The organism is Bacillus sp. XT-2, assembly GCF_025696525.1.
Classification (GTDB): domain Bacteria; phylum Bacillota; class Bacilli; order Bacillales; family Bacillaceae; genus Bacillus; species Bacillus halotolerans.
On the sequence record NZ_JAHVOC010000002.1, the window covers coordinates 328,384 to 345,542 of the forward strand.

General features: G+C 42.2%; 18 protein-coding genes and 2 pseudogenes. 5 read left to right on the top strand and 15 right to left on the bottom strand.

Annotated features, from left to right (window positions below):
• Nucleotides 1-8: 8 nt before the first annotated feature.
• Nucleotides 9-2,084: a transglycosylase domain-containing protein gene (locus tag KXD37_RS07725; protein WP_263463463.1), complete on the bottom strand. Its 2,076-nt coding sequence runs from the start codon at nucleotides 2,082-2,084 to the stop codon at nucleotides 9-11.
• 200 nt (nucleotides 2,085-2,284) lie between these two features.
• Between KXD37_RS07725 and speE the strand changes: the two genes are divergently transcribed.
• Nucleotides 2,285-3,115: a spermidine synthase gene (speE, locus tag KXD37_RS07730; RefSeq protein WP_064815948.1), complete on the top strand. Its 831-nt coding sequence runs from the start codon at nucleotides 2,285-2,287 to the stop codon at nucleotides 3,113-3,115.
• A gap of 60 nt (nucleotides 3,116-3,175) precedes the next feature.
• Nucleotides 3,176-4,048, top strand: a complete 873-nt coding sequence (gene speB, locus KXD37_RS07735; protein WP_101864909.1) for an agmatinase — start codon at nucleotides 3,176-3,178, stop codon at nucleotides 4,046-4,048.
• Between the two features lie 46 nt (nucleotides 4,049-4,094).
• On the opposite strand, the gene KXD37_RS07740 is transcribed toward speB, so the two are convergent.
• The 8 genes from KXD37_RS07740 to KXD37_RS07775 form a co-directional block, all read right to left on the bottom strand.
• A complete protein-coding gene (locus KXD37_RS07740) occupies nucleotides 4,095-4,655 on the bottom strand; it encodes a hypothetical protein (protein WP_188323354.1) in 561 nt (186 codons plus the stop codon).
• Nucleotides 4,648-5,295 carry an ABC transporter ATP-binding protein gene (locus tag KXD37_RS07745; protein WP_188323353.1) on the bottom strand — a complete coding sequence of 216 codons (648 nt, stop codon included), beginning with the start codon at nucleotides 5,293-5,295 and terminating at the stop codon, nucleotides 4,648-4,650. The genes KXD37_RS07740 and KXD37_RS07745 overlap by 8 nt, the downstream gene beginning before the upstream one ends.
• A 2-nt stretch (nucleotides 5,296-5,297) precedes the next feature.
• The gene (locus KXD37_RS07750) at nucleotides 5,298-6,095 is read right to left on the bottom strand and encodes a hypothetical protein (protein ID WP_223203941.1); all 798 of its coding nucleotides are present in this window, start codon (nucleotides 6,093-6,095) and stop codon (nucleotides 5,298-5,300) included.
• Nucleotides 6,096-6,104: 9 nt separating this feature from the next.
• Nucleotides 6,105-6,779 carry a hypothetical protein gene (locus tag KXD37_RS07755; protein WP_188323351.1) on the bottom strand — a complete coding sequence of 225 codons (675 nt, stop codon included), beginning with the start codon at nucleotides 6,777-6,779 and terminating at the stop codon, nucleotides 6,105-6,107.
• Nucleotides 6,766-7,554: a hypothetical protein gene (locus tag KXD37_RS07760; protein ID WP_188323350.1), complete on the bottom strand. Its 789-nt coding sequence runs from the start codon at nucleotides 7,552-7,554 to the stop codon at nucleotides 6,766-6,768. Before KXD37_RS07760 ends, KXD37_RS07755 begins: the two co-directional genes overlap by 14 nt.
• 148 nt (nucleotides 7,555-7,702) lie before the next feature.
• On the bottom strand, nucleotides 7,703-8,182 hold the full coding sequence (locus tag KXD37_RS07765) for a hypothetical protein (protein WP_061572213.1): 480 nt from the start codon (nucleotides 8,180-8,182) through the stop codon (nucleotides 7,703-7,705).
• A gap of 252 nt (nucleotides 8,183-8,434) precedes the next feature.
• The gene (locus KXD37_RS07770; protein ID WP_010332289.1) at nucleotides 8,435-8,554 is read right to left on the bottom strand and encodes a PhrC/PhrF family phosphatase-inhibitory pheromone; all 120 of its coding nucleotides are present in this window, start codon (nucleotides 8,552-8,554) and stop codon (nucleotides 8,435-8,437) included.
• Complete coding sequence (locus KXD37_RS07775; protein ID WP_188323349.1) at nucleotides 8,538-9,683, bottom strand: tetratricopeptide repeat protein; 1,146 nt, start codon at nucleotides 9,681-9,683, stop codon at nucleotides 8,538-8,540. Before KXD37_RS07775 ends, KXD37_RS07770 begins: the two co-directional genes overlap by 17 nt.
• A 228-nt stretch (nucleotides 9,684-9,911) precedes the next feature.
• On the opposite strand from KXD37_RS07775, the gene KXD37_RS07780 reads away from it, so the two are divergent.
• The 3 genes and pseudogenes from KXD37_RS07780 to KXD37_RS07785 all read left to right on the top strand — a co-directional run.
• Nucleotides 9,912-11,270 (top strand): YncE family protein, encoded by a 1,359-nt coding sequence (locus KXD37_RS07780; protein ID WP_106019735.1) that lies wholly within the window; start codon nucleotides 9,912-9,914, stop codon nucleotides 11,268-11,270.
• Between the two features lie 40 nt (nucleotides 11,271-11,310).
• Nucleotides 11,311-11,478 (top strand): annotated as a pseudogene (locus tag KXD37_RS24090) (YncE family protein); the annotation flags it as partial.
• Nucleotides 11,470-11,826 (top strand): annotated as a pseudogene (locus KXD37_RS07785) (YncE family protein); the annotation flags it as partial. The pseudogenes KXD37_RS24090 and KXD37_RS07785, both read left to right, overlap by 9 nt.
• Before the next feature lie 6 nt (nucleotides 11,827-11,832).
• On the opposite strand, the gene KXD37_RS07790 reads toward KXD37_RS07785, so the two are convergent.
• The 6 genes from KXD37_RS07790 to albB are packed head-to-tail and all read right to left on the bottom strand — an operon-like array spanning nucleotide 11,833 to nucleotide 17,150.
• Entirely contained in the window at nucleotides 11,833-12,534 is a 702-nt protein-coding gene (locus KXD37_RS07790; protein WP_151174591.1) for a bacteriocin biosynthesis protein AlbG, read from the bottom strand.
• On the bottom strand, nucleotides 12,531-13,808 hold the full coding sequence (locus KXD37_RS07795) for a M16 family metallopeptidase (RefSeq protein ID WP_127696379.1): 1,278 nt from the start codon (nucleotides 13,806-13,808) through the stop codon (nucleotides 12,531-12,533). The genes KXD37_RS07790 and KXD37_RS07795 overlap by 4 nt, the downstream gene beginning before the upstream one ends.
• A 5-nt stretch (nucleotides 13,809-13,813) precedes the next feature.
• Nucleotides 13,814-14,977, bottom strand: coding sequence for an insulinase family protein (locus tag KXD37_RS07800; protein WP_106019944.1), 1,164 nt, complete (start codon nucleotides 14,975-14,977; stop codon nucleotides 13,814-13,816).
• Nucleotides 14,967-16,280 carry a bacteriocin biosynthesis protein AlbD gene (locus KXD37_RS07805; protein ID WP_188323348.1) on the bottom strand — a complete coding sequence of 438 codons (1,314 nt, stop codon included), beginning with the start codon at nucleotides 16,278-16,280 and terminating at the stop codon, nucleotides 14,967-14,969. Before KXD37_RS07805 ends, KXD37_RS07800 begins: the two co-directional genes overlap by 11 nt.
• On the bottom strand, nucleotides 16,273-16,992 hold the full coding sequence (locus tag KXD37_RS07810) for an ATP-binding cassette domain-containing protein (protein ID WP_106019731.1): 720 nt from the start codon (nucleotides 16,990-16,992) through the stop codon (nucleotides 16,273-16,275). Before KXD37_RS07810 ends, KXD37_RS07805 begins: the two co-directional genes overlap by 8 nt.
• Nucleotides 16,989-17,150 (bottom strand): antilisterial bacteriocin subtilosin biosynthesis protein AlbB, encoded by a 162-nt coding sequence (gene albB / locus KXD37_RS07815; RefSeq protein WP_059292334.1) that lies wholly within the window; start codon nucleotides 17,148-17,150, stop codon nucleotides 16,989-16,991. Before albB ends, KXD37_RS07810 begins: the two co-directional genes overlap by 4 nt.
• Nucleotides 17,151-17,159 lie beyond the last annotated feature (9 nt).

Here is a 17,159-nt window from a genome sequence, read left to right on the forward strand (position 1 = left end):
GTTATTTTTTACTGATTCCGTCCCAGCCATTTGTCCCACCACTTTTTCGGGGAGGCGGGCTTTTCCTTGACTGGATGCTGGTCTTTTGTTTGTTTGACAGGCTCTGAGCCGTAGCACACATTCGCTGGCTCTGTGCCTTTCACAAAATACGTGTAATGCTTGGCTGCGCAGCCGGGGCCGGAGGAGTAGCCTGTTGCCGGATCGATGTAGACGCCGGTCACGCCTTTTGGCGGTTTAAAGGCTGTTTCTGGTTCTCCTTTGAGCGCATCCTCCATAAACTCCGCCCAAATGGTTTTGGCGTAGTTTTTTTCTGCGACTGAGTCAATGGTGCTGTTTTTGTCATAGCCCGTCCATACACCCGCAGCCAGCTTCGGGTTGAAGCCGATCATCCAGCTGTCTGCGCTTGTTGTGCCTGATTTTCCCGCATAGGTTCTAGTCAGGCGATCCGCGATTGTCCGTCCTGTCACGGATGTATAGCCGTTTAAATCTGTATCAAACATGCCTGTCATCATATTAGCGGTTACAAAGGCAGCTTTTTCATCCAGCACTTGTTTATGCTGATTCGGGCTTTCGTACAGTACATGTCCGGCCGCATCAGTCACCCTTGTGATAAAGGTCGGTTCGATTTTCTTTCCGCCATTTGCCAGCATGGCATAGGCGTTGACCATCTCAATCGGGCGCACCGGTTCCGTGCCGAGGGCCAAGGATGGCAGCGCTTGGAGCTGCGCGGTGATGCCAAATTCCTTTGCCGCCTGAACGAGCTTGTTCATTCCGAGAAAGAGATGGGTTTTCACAGCATAAATGTTGTCAGACAGCGCCAGGGCCTGAAGAAGCGTAATCGGTTTGTTTGCGTAGTAACCGTTATAGTTGCTTGGAGAATAGGTTTCTCCCTTTGCATCGATTTGAAACTCGGTTTCTTCACTTTTCATCAGTGTCACTGGCGTAAACCCGCTCTGAATCGCTTTATAATACAGTAACGGTTTGATTGTCGAAGCTGGCTGGCGTTTCGCCTGTGTCGTCCGGTCAAACGGGCTTTTTTGATAATCTCTGCCGCCGACAAGAGCGAGAACGTTTCCTGTGCGTGGATCAATGGCTGAAAATCCGACTTGAATGTCAGAACCGGCGTTAACCGTTTCGGTAATGGTTTCCTCGGCAATGCGCTGAAGCCGTTTATTCACGGTTGTATACACATTTAACCCGCTCGTTTCAATTTGCTCCCGTGTCATGCCGAGTTTTTTTTCCAGGTCTCTCATCGCATTATCATAGAAATAAGGCGCTTTTCTGCTGATGGCGTGTTTATTCAACGGTTGATAGGAAAGAGGCTCCTTGATCAGCTCGTCCGCTTTTTTGCGGCTGATCATCTGCTGCTTTTCCATCATCCGCACAATTGTTTTTTGGCGATCCTTGGCCTTTGTTTCATTGACATAAGGCGAATAGCCGGAAGGGCCTTTCGGAATACCGGCCAAAAGCGCCGCCTCCGCATCTGTCAGGTTTTTGGCATGCTTGCCGAAATAGAGGCGGGACGCGGCTTCGATGCCATAGGCGCCGTGGCCGTAGTATATCGTATTTAAATAGCCTTCTAATATCTCGTCCTTAGAATAGTTTTGTTCCAGACGAATGGTATAGAATGCCTCATTCCATTTGCGTTTCCACGTTTTGTCGTGTTCAAGATACAGGTTTCTCGCATATTGCTGGGTAATGGTGCTTGCGCCCTGAACCTTGGCCAGCGCTTTTAAGTCGGCCAGCGCCGCACCGGCCATGCGTTTATAATCAAAGCCATGGTGATCATAGAAGTTCTGGTCTTCAATCGCCACCGTCGCTTTTACAATCGTCGGATTCATGTCTTTTAAGGGGACCCAATAGCGTTTTTCGCCATAGTTCGTCTCCCCGAGTTTAGAGCCGTCGCTCGCAAACAAAATCGTGGATTGCGGCACTTGAACCGAGGGAGCGCCCTGGTATTTGGCTATCAAAATGACAGTCATAAACACAGCAGCTGCCGCTAAGCACGCGAAAGCCCCAAGAAAGATAAAGGCGCGAACGGTTTTGAGCGTCAGTCTCAGCCGTTTATTTGTCATTGCATCCACAATGGTTCCCCCTTTTTTTATGTTTCTACTATTATGAGAAAAAAAGATTGTTTTTAAACATCGCGTGACAGGACGCATCTTTACTTTTTCCCCGCCATCCTCTATACTTTTTCCTTAGGTGAAAATGCGATTTCAACCGGGAATAAAAGCTGAAAAGACGCTTACAATAAATGAATACAGCCTTGAAAGGGAGATGACAATTGAGCGAACTTTGGTACACAGAGAAGCAGACGAAAAACTTTGGCATTACATTGAAGGTTAATAAAACATTACATACAGAACAAACTGAGTTTCAGCATTTAGAAATGGTGGAAACAGAAGAGTTCGGCAACATGCTGTTTTTGGACGGTATGGTGATGACGTCAGAAAAAGACGAATTCGTTTATCACGAAATGGTGGCGCATGTGCCATTGTTTACGCACCCAAATCCGGAGCATGTGCTTGTAGTCGGCGGCGGTGACGGCGGCGTCATCAGAGAAATTCTGAAGCATCCGAGCGTGAAAAAAGCGACACTTGTTGATATTGACGGCAAGGTCATCGAATACTCTAAAAAGTTTCTTCCTTCTATTGCGGGAAAACTTGACGATCCGCGTGTTGACGTGCAAGTGGATGACGGATTTATGCACATTGCGAAATCTGAAAATCAATATGACGTCATTATGGTAGATTCAACTGAACCAGTCGGACCTGCTGTTAACCTGTTTACAAAAGGGTTCTATGCCGGAATCGCGAAGGCGCTGAAAGAAGACGGCATTTTCGTCGCTCAGACGGACAACCCATGGTTCACACCGGAATTAATCACAAATGTACAGCGTGACGTGAAGGAAATCTTCCCGATTACAAAGCTGTATACGGCGAACATTCCGACATACCCAAGCGGTTTGTGGACATTTACAATCGGTTCGAAAAAATATGATCCGCTTGCAGTGGAAGACAGCCGTTTCTTTGATATTGACACGAAATATTACACAAAAGATATTCATAAAGCGGCGTTTGTTCTGCCGAAATTTGTGAGTGACCTGATTAAATAAAGAATGTATGGCGCAGGAGCGAATCTTGCGCTTTTTTAAAGGAAAGCGAGGGTTTTATAGATGAGATTTGATGAAGCTTATTCAGGAAAAGTATTTATCGCGAGCCGTCCAGAGTGGGAAGAGGCGGACGCCATCCTTTACGGCATGCCGATGGACTGGACGGTGAGCTATCGGCCGGGATCACGCTTCGGCCCGGGAAGAATCCGCGAGGTGTCAATCGGCCTTGAAGAATACAGCCCGTATCTGGACCGTGATCTGGCGGACCTGAACTTCTTTGACGCCGGCGACATTCCGCTGCCATTCGGAAACCCGCAAAAAAGTCTTGATATGATTGAAGAATATGTGGACAGCATTTTAGAAAAAGGAAAATTCCCGATGGGTATGGGCGGGGAGCATCTCGTGTCATGGCCTGTCATGAAAGCAATGTACAAGAAATTTCCTGACCTGGCGATTATTCATTTTGATGCACATACGGATCTTCGCGTCGATTATGAGGGAGAACCGCTTTCTCACTCAACGCCGATCCGTAAAGCGGCGGAATTAATCGGCCCGGAAAATGTGTATTCATTCGGAATCCGTTCCGGTATGAAAGAAGAGTTCGAATGGGCAAAGGAAAACGGCATGCACATCTCTAAGTTTGAAGTGCTTGAGCCGCTGAAAAAGGTTCTTCCGAAGCTGGCAGGCCGTCCGGTATATGTCACAATCGACATTGACGTATTAGACCCTGCTCACGCACCGGGAACAGGAACGGTTGACGCAGGCGGCATCACGTCTAAAGAACTGCTTGCATCCGTCCATGAAATCGCGCGCTCAGAAGTAAACGTGAAGGGCGCTGATTTAGTAGAAGTAGCTCCGATTTACGACCACTCAGAGCAAACGGCAAACACAGCCAGCAAAATCATTCGTGAAATGCTGCTTGGGTTTGTAAAATAGTTTTTAATAAAAGGGCCTGAATGTAATTCAGGCCCTTTTTCATCTTTTAATTATTTAAAGTCATTTTATAAGAAGTTCTTTTATTAGATTCGTCGTCTATTATAGTATAATAAGCAGATACTTTTGATGATTCAGGATTGAAATTTTTATAATTTACTTTTTCGTCGGGATACAAACTTAATCCTACATATCCTAGTACTGTTTTCCCTGATGGAATCTCTGTATTGAATTGATACTTATCCGGCAAATCATAATTATAAGGCATCAATTGTTTATTATATTGATACTGACCAAAAAATAAAAAGTTTTTTCCGTCCGGTGAAAGCTCCTCTAGAGTAATTTTGTGATTAGAAGTATTTTCAGCATTAAAAGGCAAAATGTATATATATTTTATGGAATTTGTTTCTTTATCAAATGACTTAATCGGCTTTAATGGTTTTAATATGTGGAATTTTATTCCTTTTCCTGTATCGATCGTTTGGTTTGCGTCAATATTAATATTAGTTGGAGTATATTTATCATTTTGGGCGTTCACTGTATAGAAACGAACACAGCTGAATGTTACTATTATTAATAAAACAATCAAGAAAATCCAACGCTTATTCATCTGCATCCTCCAGCTTACCTTCACTAATATCGATAATTCTATCGACAACACTGTTTTCACATAGTGTATCATCATGACTAGCCACTACAATCGTTGTGCCGTTTTCTTTTTCGGCTTTTAGGATATCCAGTATAAGATTAATCCCTTTTTTGTCTAAGGCATTTGTCGGTTCATCTAAAAGAAGTAATTTGGGTTTTTCCATTATTGCTTGAGCAATTCCTAAGCGTTGCTTCATCCCTAAAGAATAGCGTTTGACTTTACGCTTATCTTCAGGGTCTAACCCAACTTTTCTTATTACTTCTTTGATTTCTTCATCAGATACTTTTTTCTTGATAGAAGCAAGGAATTTCAGATTTTGAAATCCCGAATAGACAGGGATAAAGCTCGGGTATTCAATTAACAGGCCTGTATGTTCAGAGAAGTCAATATCTTTCCCGATCACGAGGTCGTTAACAGAAACTTCGCCTTTTGTTAATGTTAGCAGTCCGGCGATGGCTCTTAAAATCATTGTCTTTCCAGATCCATTATGGCCTCTTAACACGACAAATTCGTTTTCTTTAATTGAAAAACTGATATCATCTAATACATGATTTCCCTTTAATTTTTTTACTATATTTTTACACTCGATATACGACGTCATAATTACTCTCCTAAAATATCTGTTTTTTTAATAAAAACCAGGCTGATAAAAGTACAAGCTGCACAGAAAATAAGTGCAATTAATAAAAAGTCGGAGGCATGAAAAAAACGACCATCTGAGTAGTTAACGTTCATGCGCGAATAATCAATAAAAGCCCACTTTCCAGCCATAGCAAATGAAGCGATGAATAATGAGCTGTGAAAAAAAATAGATATTACAATATAAGCAACAATAATAATAAATGCTGATATAAAAGATATCATGAAAGTTAAAGTTTCTAGCAAAACTGCATACATAAACGAAACTAAGATTTGAATTAACATAAATAATATAACCTTGCTGTTCAGTTCTGCTATAAAGCCTTTAAATGAGGTAAATAGCATCATGTATATAAAAAGCCATACACACCAAATAGATACAATCAAAACAAACAGTGAGAAAAGTTTGCTGAATATAAATACTCCTTTTTTGGGGAGTCTCGGAAGGATATAAGCTCCGGAAATTTGAATGTCACGAAACATAAAATTACCCACAATTATCAAAGGCAATACTTGAAAACTAATCCATTGTAGAGGGATAGATAGTCTATGCTGTGTATATAAGATATGTAGATCAAAGAAATTCATCGAATGAAATAGTGTGATCAGGTTGTCGGAAAAACTTTGATGGTCTAGCTGTCCTGTCTTATTGCTATTCCAGAGGAAGCATAAAAGAAGGAGGGCAATAGCTAAGCTAATGACAAAGTATGTAATCTTACTTTCATTGAAACGCATGACAATATCACGTTTCAGCATATTCATAAAAGACAATCAGTTTGCTCCTTTCTCCTCAACCTGCTGTAAATAATTGCGTCGCTTTATAGACTCTATAGAAATCCCGAATAATAAAAACATAATCCCTAATCTAATCAATAATAATTCCGCCAAATCACTAAATTCCATTACAAAACCATTTAAAAAGAGCATACCATTACATGCAAGGTAATCAATCAAAAATAAAAGAATGAATAGAAAAACTACAATGATTTGATTCAAATACAGTAGAATAAATGAAACAACATAACAAATGAAAATAAATGCAAACACATGAGTGATGAAAGATATCGGGGTCACATACAATAGTCCCGTATCATTGAATATACATAAAGTATATAATTCACCCATAATGATAATCCCGTATAATGCTGAAAATAATAGTGTTTTTAAAAGGTATATCATTGTTAGATAAGGTGCATTGTTTACTCGGATTACAGTATAAATTGAAAAGTAATCGGATGAGATCAAAACAGAAAATACAACGGCAGCAGGGCATAAAATAGAAACGAGATGCCAATAGGAAAAAATATTTTCCAGTGCAAAACCATCATCATTACCATTTTCTTGGTAAAAAAAGAAATAAACAGCAATTAACTGCAACAGTAATGCGACGGTGATACCCGGCCACTTCATTCTTAATGTTGATTTTAGAGTATTATAATAAAACACGGCGTTTTTTTCCCCACATATAAAGTAAAATAGTTGCAATGAACACTCCAAGGTTCAAATAAATAAACTTATCTATACTCAAAAACCCTCCATCGTTAACAATATATTTCATTGGATTGTAATTGTTGTTGAGTAAAGTAAAGCCTATTAAATTGATTAAAAAAGGTATGATATAAACAAAATATTTCTTTTTAATAAAAAATGATAAAGCCAATCCAATGGAAGAAAGAACAGCTCCATACATCCCATTTAATGCAAAAAGGATAAAAGTATATATTAATGAGTGTTCGTAATAAAGGTTTGCTAAGTCTGTTCCGCCTGTAACGATGGGGTCCATGTAATTGACGATCCCGTCAGGGTTTACCGAAGGATATGTCATCGATAGCAAATAAAGATTTAATAATAATGGTAAGATAATGACGAAAAACGAAATTGCAAAGTTCAATCCGAATAATACTGTGAAGTATTTCTTTTTAGTTGTTTTTGTTATAACGTTCATAAGAAATCCAGTATTTTTATCTTCACAGTACATACCGGACATTGGAAGTGATGCTAATAAAGGAAGAATGAGAATCCAGACAGTCTGAGCTGAGGTTGTGTTTCCTTCTGCAATATTCGATAAAAACGGTGAGTTATGGATTTCATAAGGAAGATTGATCTTCTTATGAAAGAAGAGAATACCTAGATAACTGACGAGCATAAGAACGATACTAATGAATAAAGAGAAATAAATCTCTTTATTTTTTAATAAACGCTTTAAAAAGAAAGAAATCATGTGCAAGGCTCCTGTTTTTTATTAAAACTCTATGTGAGTTTTGGATAGTTTTATTTTAATAAAAAATCTTTAAGAGTGGATATTATTTTTACCTTAAAAAGCGATCTTACATGTTTAGTGTAAGATCGCTTTGTTTTGAAAAAGGGTATTAATAGATTGTGTAATTTCCCTTAGGTTTTACGCTGTCAGGACTCCAATCAGTTGAGAAGGAATCATTGCTGCGGCTATAACCGCCAAACCTTACGGGTACATTTCTGCCGTAATCTTCAACAGCAGTGTTGGAAAATAAGTATGTATGACCCGGGTGTACTGTTCCTTCGTGAGTTCCACCACCGGATACATTGTGCCAGTCGCGCCCGCCAGAGTGAACGTTTTTATCTGCCTCTGCCCATACATCAAATTTGCCTCCGTCATCTTTCTTTAGGAGATGCATATACATGTAGCTTCTATTTTGTTTTCTTCGAGCAGTTGTATAGTCGTAAGGGCTGTACCATCTGAAAGTAAAATGCACCCTTGAATCGCTCGTATTGGCTTTTGCATGAACCGCCTGTGTAACACCCAGTGAGGAAACAGCAAGCCCAAACATGATGATGAGTAAACTAATCCTTTTTTTGAATTGAACTTTCAAAATAAATCCTCCATTTTAACCTTCAATTGAAGTTGTACTGAACTTAAGTCTTGTATATAATAATTCAATAAAAAGGAAAAGTAAACAGGTTTTTCATTTATAATTATAAAAATTATCTTATATATTATGTTTCTGGATTGGGAAACCAATTTAAAATAATTTAGTAATTAATATTTTAAATTTTAAAAACAAAACTTTTGTTTTGGCTTTTTATTTAACAAAAAAACAACCGGTAAAAACCGGTTGTTATCTTTAAATCATTCCTCGCTGAGCAACTTCCATTTGATGTGCAGGTGCAGTTGCAATACTTGTTGCGACAAACACTGTGCTTAGGGCCAGACAAGAGAGTAATATTTTAGACTTCAATTTCATACAATTTCACTCCTCCTTGAATAAGCTGTCTTACTCGTTCCACCTTCAGAAAATACGCGGAAGCTTTTTGGAAATTTTCACGTCCATGATAATATTTTGCCACATCAAGCGCAAAATCTTCAAGATCAGCATACATCATTTTACTTTCGAGAAAATCGAAGAATGTTTGAATTGCCTCTTCATCCGGGCCAGATAAGTATAAAGATTTCAAAAATTCAAACTCTGATAAGTATATGATATCTCCGGCCTCTTTAGAGTAAGCAATTCCTTTACTATGATATTCATGAGCTTTATCCATTTTTCCTAATTTATAATGAATTTGTGTAATCAAAAAATAAGCTTGTGGCAGAGAAGGAAGAATGTTAGCTTCTTCAAAAACGGATATGGCTCTTTTGAAATATGTGATTGCTGACTCATACTGCTCTTGGCTGTTTTTGCAAAGCCCAATGTTGTACAGCGTTCTTCCCATTAATTGGGGCTGTTTTTCGGATTCAGCCATTGTATAAGCTTTTTTGAAATGTGATATGGCGTCCTCATATTGCTTGAGATCTAAGAAATTGGTAGCAAACAAAGAATGACATTGAAGCAATCTAATATTATATGCCGTGTGCTCTTTATATATTTCATATGCCTGCCGTGCATAGTCCATGGAAAAATACGTTTGTTTCATATAGTAATAAGATTCAGACATTTTAAAGAAAAACTCAGCTTTTTCTATTCGATCCTTTACAAAAATCAGCTTGCTTTCGGCTTTTTTGAAAAATTTAATAGCAGACAAGTACTCCCGCTGGTCCAGTTCGTACATGCCCCTGAAAAAATTAAAGTAATAATCAAGGACTCCGGTTAAACGAGCCTGTTTTTTATCGATTTCAAGCAGCAAATCGGACAGTCGTGGCTGTTCCTCTATCCGCATGTTTTCTAACGGTTCAAGATACTCAAGCATCAGATTGTGCCGGAATTCCATCAGTGAATAATACAAATGAAGATCCTGGTCTTCTTCCATTTGATCCAGCTCTTGTTTGATTTCTCTTCGTAAATATTCCGCATCTGGTATGCTGAATCGGCGTATGTACATATACCATTCATTAATCTTTTCTCCAACGGAAGAAGAAGATATGACACTTGTCACGTTTGAAAATCCCTCCCTTCATTATTCTATATATGTCATATTTTATCATCATCATTCTTGTGAGAAGCGCAAAAAAACCGCAATCTTTTCTTTCGTTACACCGCATGATGGCCGGAATTTCTTCAAAAACAGCTTTTACCCTCGGCTGTTTGTACAAGCAAATACATTCACCTTCCATATTCTGTTGTATCTGCGTGAGCAGTGTATGTCTGAAAAGGAAGTGATGAAATGAGGAAAAACAAGCTTTCCTTTAAAGAAAAAGCAGAAGCTGCACAAGATTGTTTATGTTTTTGTGAGGAAGAAACCAGTCGTGAAGCCATGTTTCAAGCGCCGATTGAATTGCCTGAGGGGTTTGTCGTTGATCCGGCTGAAGCTGTTGCAAACGTCACGTGGAATGCAGACAGCCTTTCTTGTGTCAGTGAACGTTGCTTAATTCAGACGGGGCCTGAGCCTGATGAAATCGGTGTTCAATTTGCAGTACGCCTGCAGGGAACCGTTACGCTTCTTGTCAGTGTCTCACCTGTGCGAAACCAATATGGACAAGGGGAGGGGGCTGTTTCTGTCATTCACAATGTGGAGATCGATCAAGTTGTCTATTATTCTGATGAACCGGATGATTGTCCGGATGTCAGTGACATTACGATCGAGAACCTTGTTGTCGTCCCGCCATTTTACGGCAGTCCATTATCGGTGACGGGAACGATTGTGCTTGTACCTGCGCCGGAGCCCGAACCCGTTTATGCGTTCACAGCGAATCCAGATGATCAGTCGGTTTCTGTGATTGATACCAACACTCATACTGTTGTGACGACGATTTCTCTTCCATACCAACCTACAAGGATAGAAAAGGCGCCAGATAACACCTCTGTGTTTGTTTTGCATTACTATGATCGTGTCATTTCTGTCATCAGTCAAGACACATTGAGTGTTACAGCTTCTATTTTGCTGGATCAGCCGCCGGAATCCATATCTTTTATACCTGGACACGAATTTTTTTATGTTGTCGCTGGTGGTGCCATAAATGTGATAGGAATTGAAACCTTAACTGTTGAAAGGTCTATTCCTTTTGAAGGCTTTGATGTTGCAATTGATCCAAATGGATTGTTCGCGTATCTGCTTGGTTTCGGTTCAGTGCAAAGATTGGACTTAAACACAGGTGAAGTGACAGGAACTATTGAACGGGATCTTATCGTAAATGCCCTAGAAACGGGTTGGCCTGAACGTTACCTTTATGTATTAGAACAAGAATTCTTTTTCAATTATTTGACGGTGATTGATTTGAATACATTTACGATCAGCAGCACCCAAGAGCTGGAGTATGAGGGTGAATATGGAATGTTCAAGAGCGGATCAGGGGTGTATTTGTTTGATGATTTCACTCACAATCTATATTCCGTCAGTCCAAGTGGTGCAGGCGTAATAGGAAATCTTCCGCAATCGGCAAGAGACTTTGCGTTTACGCCGAATGGCGAATTTCTGTATGCAACAAATTTTATAGAGCAAAGCATCACTGTTTACAACACGGATGATTATTCTGTGGAAACTGTCATATCGCTTGGCGTTTCACCGAGTGACATTGCGATTTAATCAACTGTATATTGTGCATTTCTAAAAGGGATGAGAAATCATGAAAAAGAATGATCTTTCTGTTTTACAGGAAAATTGTTTCTGTTTTTGTGATGAAGATGCCAGCAGTGAAGCGCTATTTCAAGTGCCGATTGAAGTTCCGGAGGGGTTTGCCGTTGATCCTGCGGAAGCAGTCACTGCGGTTACATGGAGTACAGACGTGATGAATGGTGAACTGTGCCGAAGGGTGTAACAGATATCAGTTTGTCACCCTTGAGCAGGGGAGGTGACTTTGACCGTCTATTTGAAACTTTGAGGACAATTGTATTTTCTCTGGATAGTACTAGGGCTTATTTTCTAGAGCCTTATAGTGAACCGTTTCTCATTAACAATGTATATGTCGTTAATACTGCCGCACAAAGGATCATCGCAAACGTGTCTCTTCCTAATGTCTATGACCTTACAGTAACGCCCGACAAAGCCCGGCGACAATGCAGGGACCGTGTACAGCACGAGTGATGATTCAGCCGTGACGGTCATTCCGGTTGGCGCCGGTCCGTCCTCGATTGCAATGTAGATGTTTTTATAGATCGAGAGAAGCAGGGCTGCGGTAAGAGAATCGTTTATAAACAAAAGATCCGATCTGCTGGATGGCAGCTAAGGTGATCAGAAACAGCAGTTCACTTATAGTAAAACTGAGCATCCACCAAATCCCGGCTCCTGTCAGCACTCCCACCAGCACTTTTCTGAACAGGTTTCCGTGCTGAAAAAGCTGCAGCAAGTACGTTCGCATATAAAACAATAAATACAACATCAGTAACACCGCAAGCCCCATTGTAACGGCAGGGGCAGTGTGAAAGCTGAAGGGAACGGCCTTTACGATTTCAAACATGCAGCCGAAAACGATGACCTGATACAATACAGCAGCCATCACATATGATTGGCGGATGCCCTTATAGCTGTCGCGCAGCAATTTTACATCGTTGGCATAACGGCTGCACAGCTTGCGATGCTGAAAGTCACAGCAGCTTTGATGAGACTGTGTGAGTTTCTGAAAAGCTGCTGTCATGTTTTTGACAGATTGCGTCACGTAGTGAAGATACAAAAAGGCGGGCAGCATCAGTACGGAAGCTGCACAAGCCAACAGCCCAAGGCGGACAGCGTCATTTTTGATCAGCTGTACATATTGGCCCGCGGCTTCGGCACCTGAGTGAAACCAGCCGAAGGAATAAGCCGCCATGGCCGCAAGCAGCAATAATAAAGTAAAGACAGTGCTTTTTTTCATTGTCTCATCACTTCTTTCTTGGGTACATGAATGACTGCTTTGTGAGAAGAAACCATTGCTTCAATGAGAGCCAAGAAATCATGAGAATTCATCTGCTGAATGGTGCGGTAAAGGCCGAGAAACGAGCAATCGTACTGTTCACACTCTGCCGCCCATTCAAAGCATTTACGCGCGTAATCACTGTCATAGATGATCGCGTTGACTAAAGAATCCTTGCCGTACTCAAGCCAGGCTTCGGTACGGTTTTTCTGCTGCGTGATATAGTAGGATGCCACATCGATGTATGCGGAAGAATGCGCCCCTTTACTGTGAAGGATCAAAAAGCCGCCATCCTCTGATAAGTGAACTTCCGCTGATAGGCTTTGGATATTCAAGCGGTACGTTTGCCGGATCTCTTGAAAAAACGGCGAATCCATGTGAAACAGGATGCGAGAGGCAATGTCCCAGTACAGCTTCAAGGTCAAAAGTCCGTTTTCTCCTGGGAGCGCCCCGACTTGTATTCCGGTCCAAGTGTCTTCCGGCCGCTCCAGATCACCCTTTACCTCTTTTGGTGAGAGGGGAGGGCACGCAGGGACGATCTTTCTGTCAGAGCGGCTGCCAGAACGCTTTTCCAGCCTCAGCTGAGAAGGCAAAAGAGTTTCCGCATCTTCTGGGCCGCCAATCAGAAACAGCGTCATCCGATGGGGCTGGTAGGCGGCAGCATAGGCTTCCTGCAGATCACAGATCGTCAGAGCCTCAATGTCTTTTTTTCTGCCTGCGGGGAAGACTGCGGCTGGTGAGGCAGGAGACAGCATCTGGATCAGCTGATAATGGTAATGAAGCCGGTGGTTGAGAAGCGCCGTTTCTATTTCACTTGTAATCACGGCTTTTTCCTGAGCAATGATCTGCTCGTCAAACGAGTGGTTCCATAAAGCGTCAAGCAGGATTGGAATGGTTTGTCTGAGCCGATCCGGCAATGAGGTAAACATGAAATTTGTATCAGTGTAAGTGGTGAACGCATTTAACAGCGCGCCGTGTTCAAAAAAATCACTATACAGGTTCCGTCCGTTATGCCAAAAGAGGAGATGTTCTAAAAAGTGCGCTGTGCCATATGGCAGCATCCGGCCGCCGGTTTCTGACTGTAAACGGATATCCCGGCTTCCAAAGCCGGTTTTGACATTGCACAATCTTAAATGGGCGCGGGGAAATTGTAACCTGAATATTTTCATTCCCTTGTCTGTGTATCTGATATCGGTTTGTTCATCCAGCTGTTGAAAAAAGGCTTCCTTTTCCATATCTCTCATCCCCTTACTACATGAGCTCCGATATATGTAAGATTTTTGATGAATTGCAGCAAATCGCGGCACGTGACCGCTGAGATGCTGTCCAGCAAGTCTTCTTTTTTGCAAGAGAAACGGCGCAGGATTCCCATATAGGCTAAGAGTCCTTCAGGAGAATCAAATTGCAGCAGGATTTCATTGATTAAAAATTGTTGTGCCTTTTTTAATTCCGGTTCATCCGCGTGGAAACGCGATACAGCTTCCAAAACTCTTGGAGGAATCTCGTTTTCATGAAGCTGGTCGGTGCATACGGAAACAAGCAGCATATTGCTCATGATGTCATAGCGGGTGATCACATGATAAACGGCCAGATCTTTTTCGCGAAAATGCCGAAATAAAGCGGAATGGCCGTACTTGCCGAGCAATCCGTCTATCAGCTGGATGGCTAAATAATCGCGGACATCTTTCATGTCTCCGCAGTCAAAGCCAAGTGTCATAACGGACGGACCTGCTGTGCTGCGTGTCTCTGTTTCGAAAATATCCTGATTCACGGGTTTTCTTACAGCAGACATGGCAGACGCCTGTGGGGCATGTCCCTGAACATCACATGACTGTATGTTTCCTAATATGTTCAGCTTTTTCTGCTGAGAAAATAAATCAGCGATAAATTCCGACGCATCCAGAAAACGTTTAGGATGCACAGCCATAAGCTTGTCTTTCCGGCCAAACATGGCAGTGCCGTACATCGGGTTTCCAAAGGCTTCCTCCGCCAGACGGGCTGCTGAATAGGAGAACGGGTCAGCGAATGTCTTTTCCATTTTCAGCAGCAGTTCAGCTTTTGCCTTTTCCGCTGCGCTGGCAGAAAGAGAAGCCGGAAAGGAGGACATGTCAACAAAGGTGTTCAGAACGGCATCTGTATGAAATCCCTCAGCATATAACGGATGAATCATGCGGGTCCCGTACGTTTTCAGCTGCCGGTCAAAAAAGAGATTTGCTGAATACATGAAGCGGCGGCCGGCGGCATAGCCGAAAGTGTTGATGATGTTTTGCTTCTGGTGTGCAGCCGCGCCATAAAAATAGATCGTTTCTTCTTCAGGTTCCGCCGCGCTTTCGATCGGCTTCAGAAAGCTCGCGGCAATCGAGATGGTTGAAAATTGATCAGTCGTCAGCAGGTTAACTTCCAAGTCGTTCTCTTTTTCCGCTTGTATCAAAGAAACCACCATCCTGTTTTTGCAGTAAATAGACAATGATCAGCCCGGCAATCGGAATGACTGCCAAGGAAATAACAGTGCCTGTTAAAGTAGCTAAAAAAAGAGGGATACAAAATACATAGGAACGGTATTTAGAGAAACCGCTCCAGAGCTGCTGCTCCGTCTGCCAGCTGAAGGACGGCTTTTTTTCATCTGAAATTAACCGAATATAAGCCCCTGCCAGCAGCAATTCCATACACTGCAAAAAAGTCAAAAGGGAAATCGGCCGGCCGCTGATCAAGCCCATAATCATGGCAATCAAAATAAACCCGCCGGCCAATAAACCGGAATAAAAGCGATATTTCGCCCAAAGCATCGTTCTGCGTTTAATCGGAAGCGTGATCAGCAGCATCCGGTCATTTTTTTCAAGAGAATACAATAAAGCAATCGGTGAGCAGATCAGCAGGAGAGCGCTAATTACGATATAGACGACATGCTGATCGGCAATGCCGGTGTTCATCATCTGAAACGAAAAGAAGCCGCTGAATGCCCCCATTACGATATAATTTAACAGCATCGCTTTGGAGGAAATAAACCGGTTCCATTCTCTTTTATAAAACGAAAATTCTGATGTCCGCATAAAAGAATGCATTTTGCTCTGCTGCTGAGGCGCCTGCAAAAATGAAGGGAAGTCAATCACAATAGCCCAGAGCATATGAATCGCACATAGCGGGATCGTCACGGCAGGCATCAAAGCCGCACTGAAGCACACGCAGGTAAATGCCGCCGCATGCAGCAGGAGTGCCGTTCTCCTTTTTTTGACGAAAAGATTGCTTAACAAAACGCCGAAAATAATCGAATAGACAGTAAAAAACGAAAATCTGCCGAGCCAATACAGGGTTTGTGCTCCTGACAGCGTTCCGTTTCCGAATAAGAACAGCGGTAATATGAAAAAAAACAGCGTCCTTCTCAAGCAAGTATCAACAAACAAAACCGCACTCTGAGCGAGCCAGAAGCTCCGGGAAGAGATCGGCAATAGACAGCTCAGCTTCATGTAAGATTCCTTCCATTGGGATGTAACAGAGAGAAACACCATGTACGCATTCATAAACAGAAGCGCGAGCGTGATGTATGTTTTTCCTAAGGTTGATTCATCAATGCCTGCCTGGCGGATCAGCCCGATTTCAAACAAGGCCAAAACGGCAAGCCCTGCGGTGATGCGAATGGCGTCTTTTTTTCCTTGGCGGCCGTAAAGCTGTTTGAACAGCAATGACAGAATCGGAAACAGGTTATTCATGGCCGATCACCTCAAAAAATTCACGCCGAAGATCAGTCTCCTCTCTAATCGGAATGACCTTCCGGATCTGTTTGTGATGAAGAATGGCCGCATAATCACAAAATCTCTGCACCACGTCGAGCAAATGGGAAGAAAACAAAATCGTTCCGCCTGCCTTGCAATACTCCTGCATTTTCTGATAAAAGACCTCTATTGACTCCACATCTAAGCCGACAAGCGGCTCATCCAAAATAAACAGGGGAGCCCCGAGCAATAGCCCGGTCATCAACACAACCTTTTGCCTGTTGCCGAGGGACAGCTCGGAAATTCTCCGGTTTGTGTATTGGGAAAAGTGAAATTCCTCTGCCAAACTGTTAAATTGCTGCTCTGAGAAATCTTTCTGATACAAAGAATGAACGAAAGAAACATAGTCCTTCGCCGTAATTTCTGTAAATAGAAGCGGATAATCGGCAGCAAAGTAGCGGCGGATCTTCAGCTCATCTGATGTTTTCTGCGGCATGCCGGCGTCCGCTTCAATGCCGCACAGCGTAAAGTGCCCGCTGAAATTGCGGTTTACCCCTGTCAGCGTATTGATCAGCGTTGTTTTTCCGGCGCCGTTTACCCCAAGCAGTCCGTAAACGGCGCCTTTTTCTAAATGTAAATCTACGTTTTCTAAGATGACGTTGTCTTGCTCGTACCACACGGATACATCGTGTATATCCAAAATGCTCATCGCGAGTCAGCCTTCCGCGCGCGCATACCGAAAATAATGGCGATGGCGATAGAAATCAGCGTAAACACATAATCGCTTTTTACGAAGTAGACGACCGCGCCGATGACAAAAATAAATGAAAGGATATACAGTAACATTTTTCTTTGTGCTGGTGACAAATTGTTTCC

What these genes read in the sequence shown, in the direction of transcription:
- KXD37_RS07740 (WP_188323354.1), bottom strand. Translation starts at nt 4,655, where the DNA reads ATGAATAAGCGTTGGATTTTCTTGATTGTTTTATTAATAATAGTAACA.
- KXD37_RS07810 (WP_106019731.1), bottom strand. Translation starts at nt 16,992, where the DNA reads ATGAGCATTTTGGATATACACGATGTATCCGTGTGGTACGAGCAAGAC.
- KXD37_RS07745 (WP_188323353.1), bottom strand. Translation starts at nt 5,295, where the DNA reads ATGACGTCGTATATCGAGTGTAAAAATATAGTAAAAAAATTAAAGGGA.
- KXD37_RS07795 (WP_127696379.1), bottom strand. Translation starts at nt 13,808, where the DNA reads ATGGAAAAGGAAGCCTTTTTTCAACAGCTGGATGAACAAACCGATATC.
- KXD37_RS07805 (WP_188323348.1), bottom strand. Translation starts at nt 16,280, where the DNA reads ATGAATAACCTGTTTCCGATTCTGTCATTGCTGTTCAAACAGCTTTAC.
- KXD37_RS07790 (WP_151174591.1), bottom strand. Translation starts at nt 12,534, where the DNA reads ATGAAAAAAAGCACTGTCTTTACTTTATTATTGCTGCTTGCGGCCATG.
- speB (WP_101864909.1), top strand. Translation starts at nt 3,176, where the DNA reads ATGAGATTTGATGAAGCTTATTCAGGAAAAGTATTTATCGCGAGCCGT.
- KXD37_RS07750 (WP_223203941.1), bottom strand. Translation starts at nt 6,095, where the DNA reads ATGAATATGCTGAAACGTGATATTGTCATGCGTTTCAATGAAAGTAAG.
- KXD37_RS07770 (WP_010332289.1), bottom strand. Translation starts at nt 8,554, where the DNA reads ATGAAATTGAAGTCTAAAATATTACTCTCTTGTCTGGCCCTAAGCACA.
- KXD37_RS07780 (WP_106019735.1), top strand. Translation starts at nt 9,912, where the DNA reads ATGAGGAAAAACAAGCTTTCCTTTAAAGAAAAAGCAGAAGCTGCACAA.
- KXD37_RS07760 (WP_188323350.1), bottom strand. Translation starts at nt 7,554, where the DNA reads ATGATTTCTTTCTTTTTAAAGCGTTTATTAAAAAATAAAGAGATTTAT.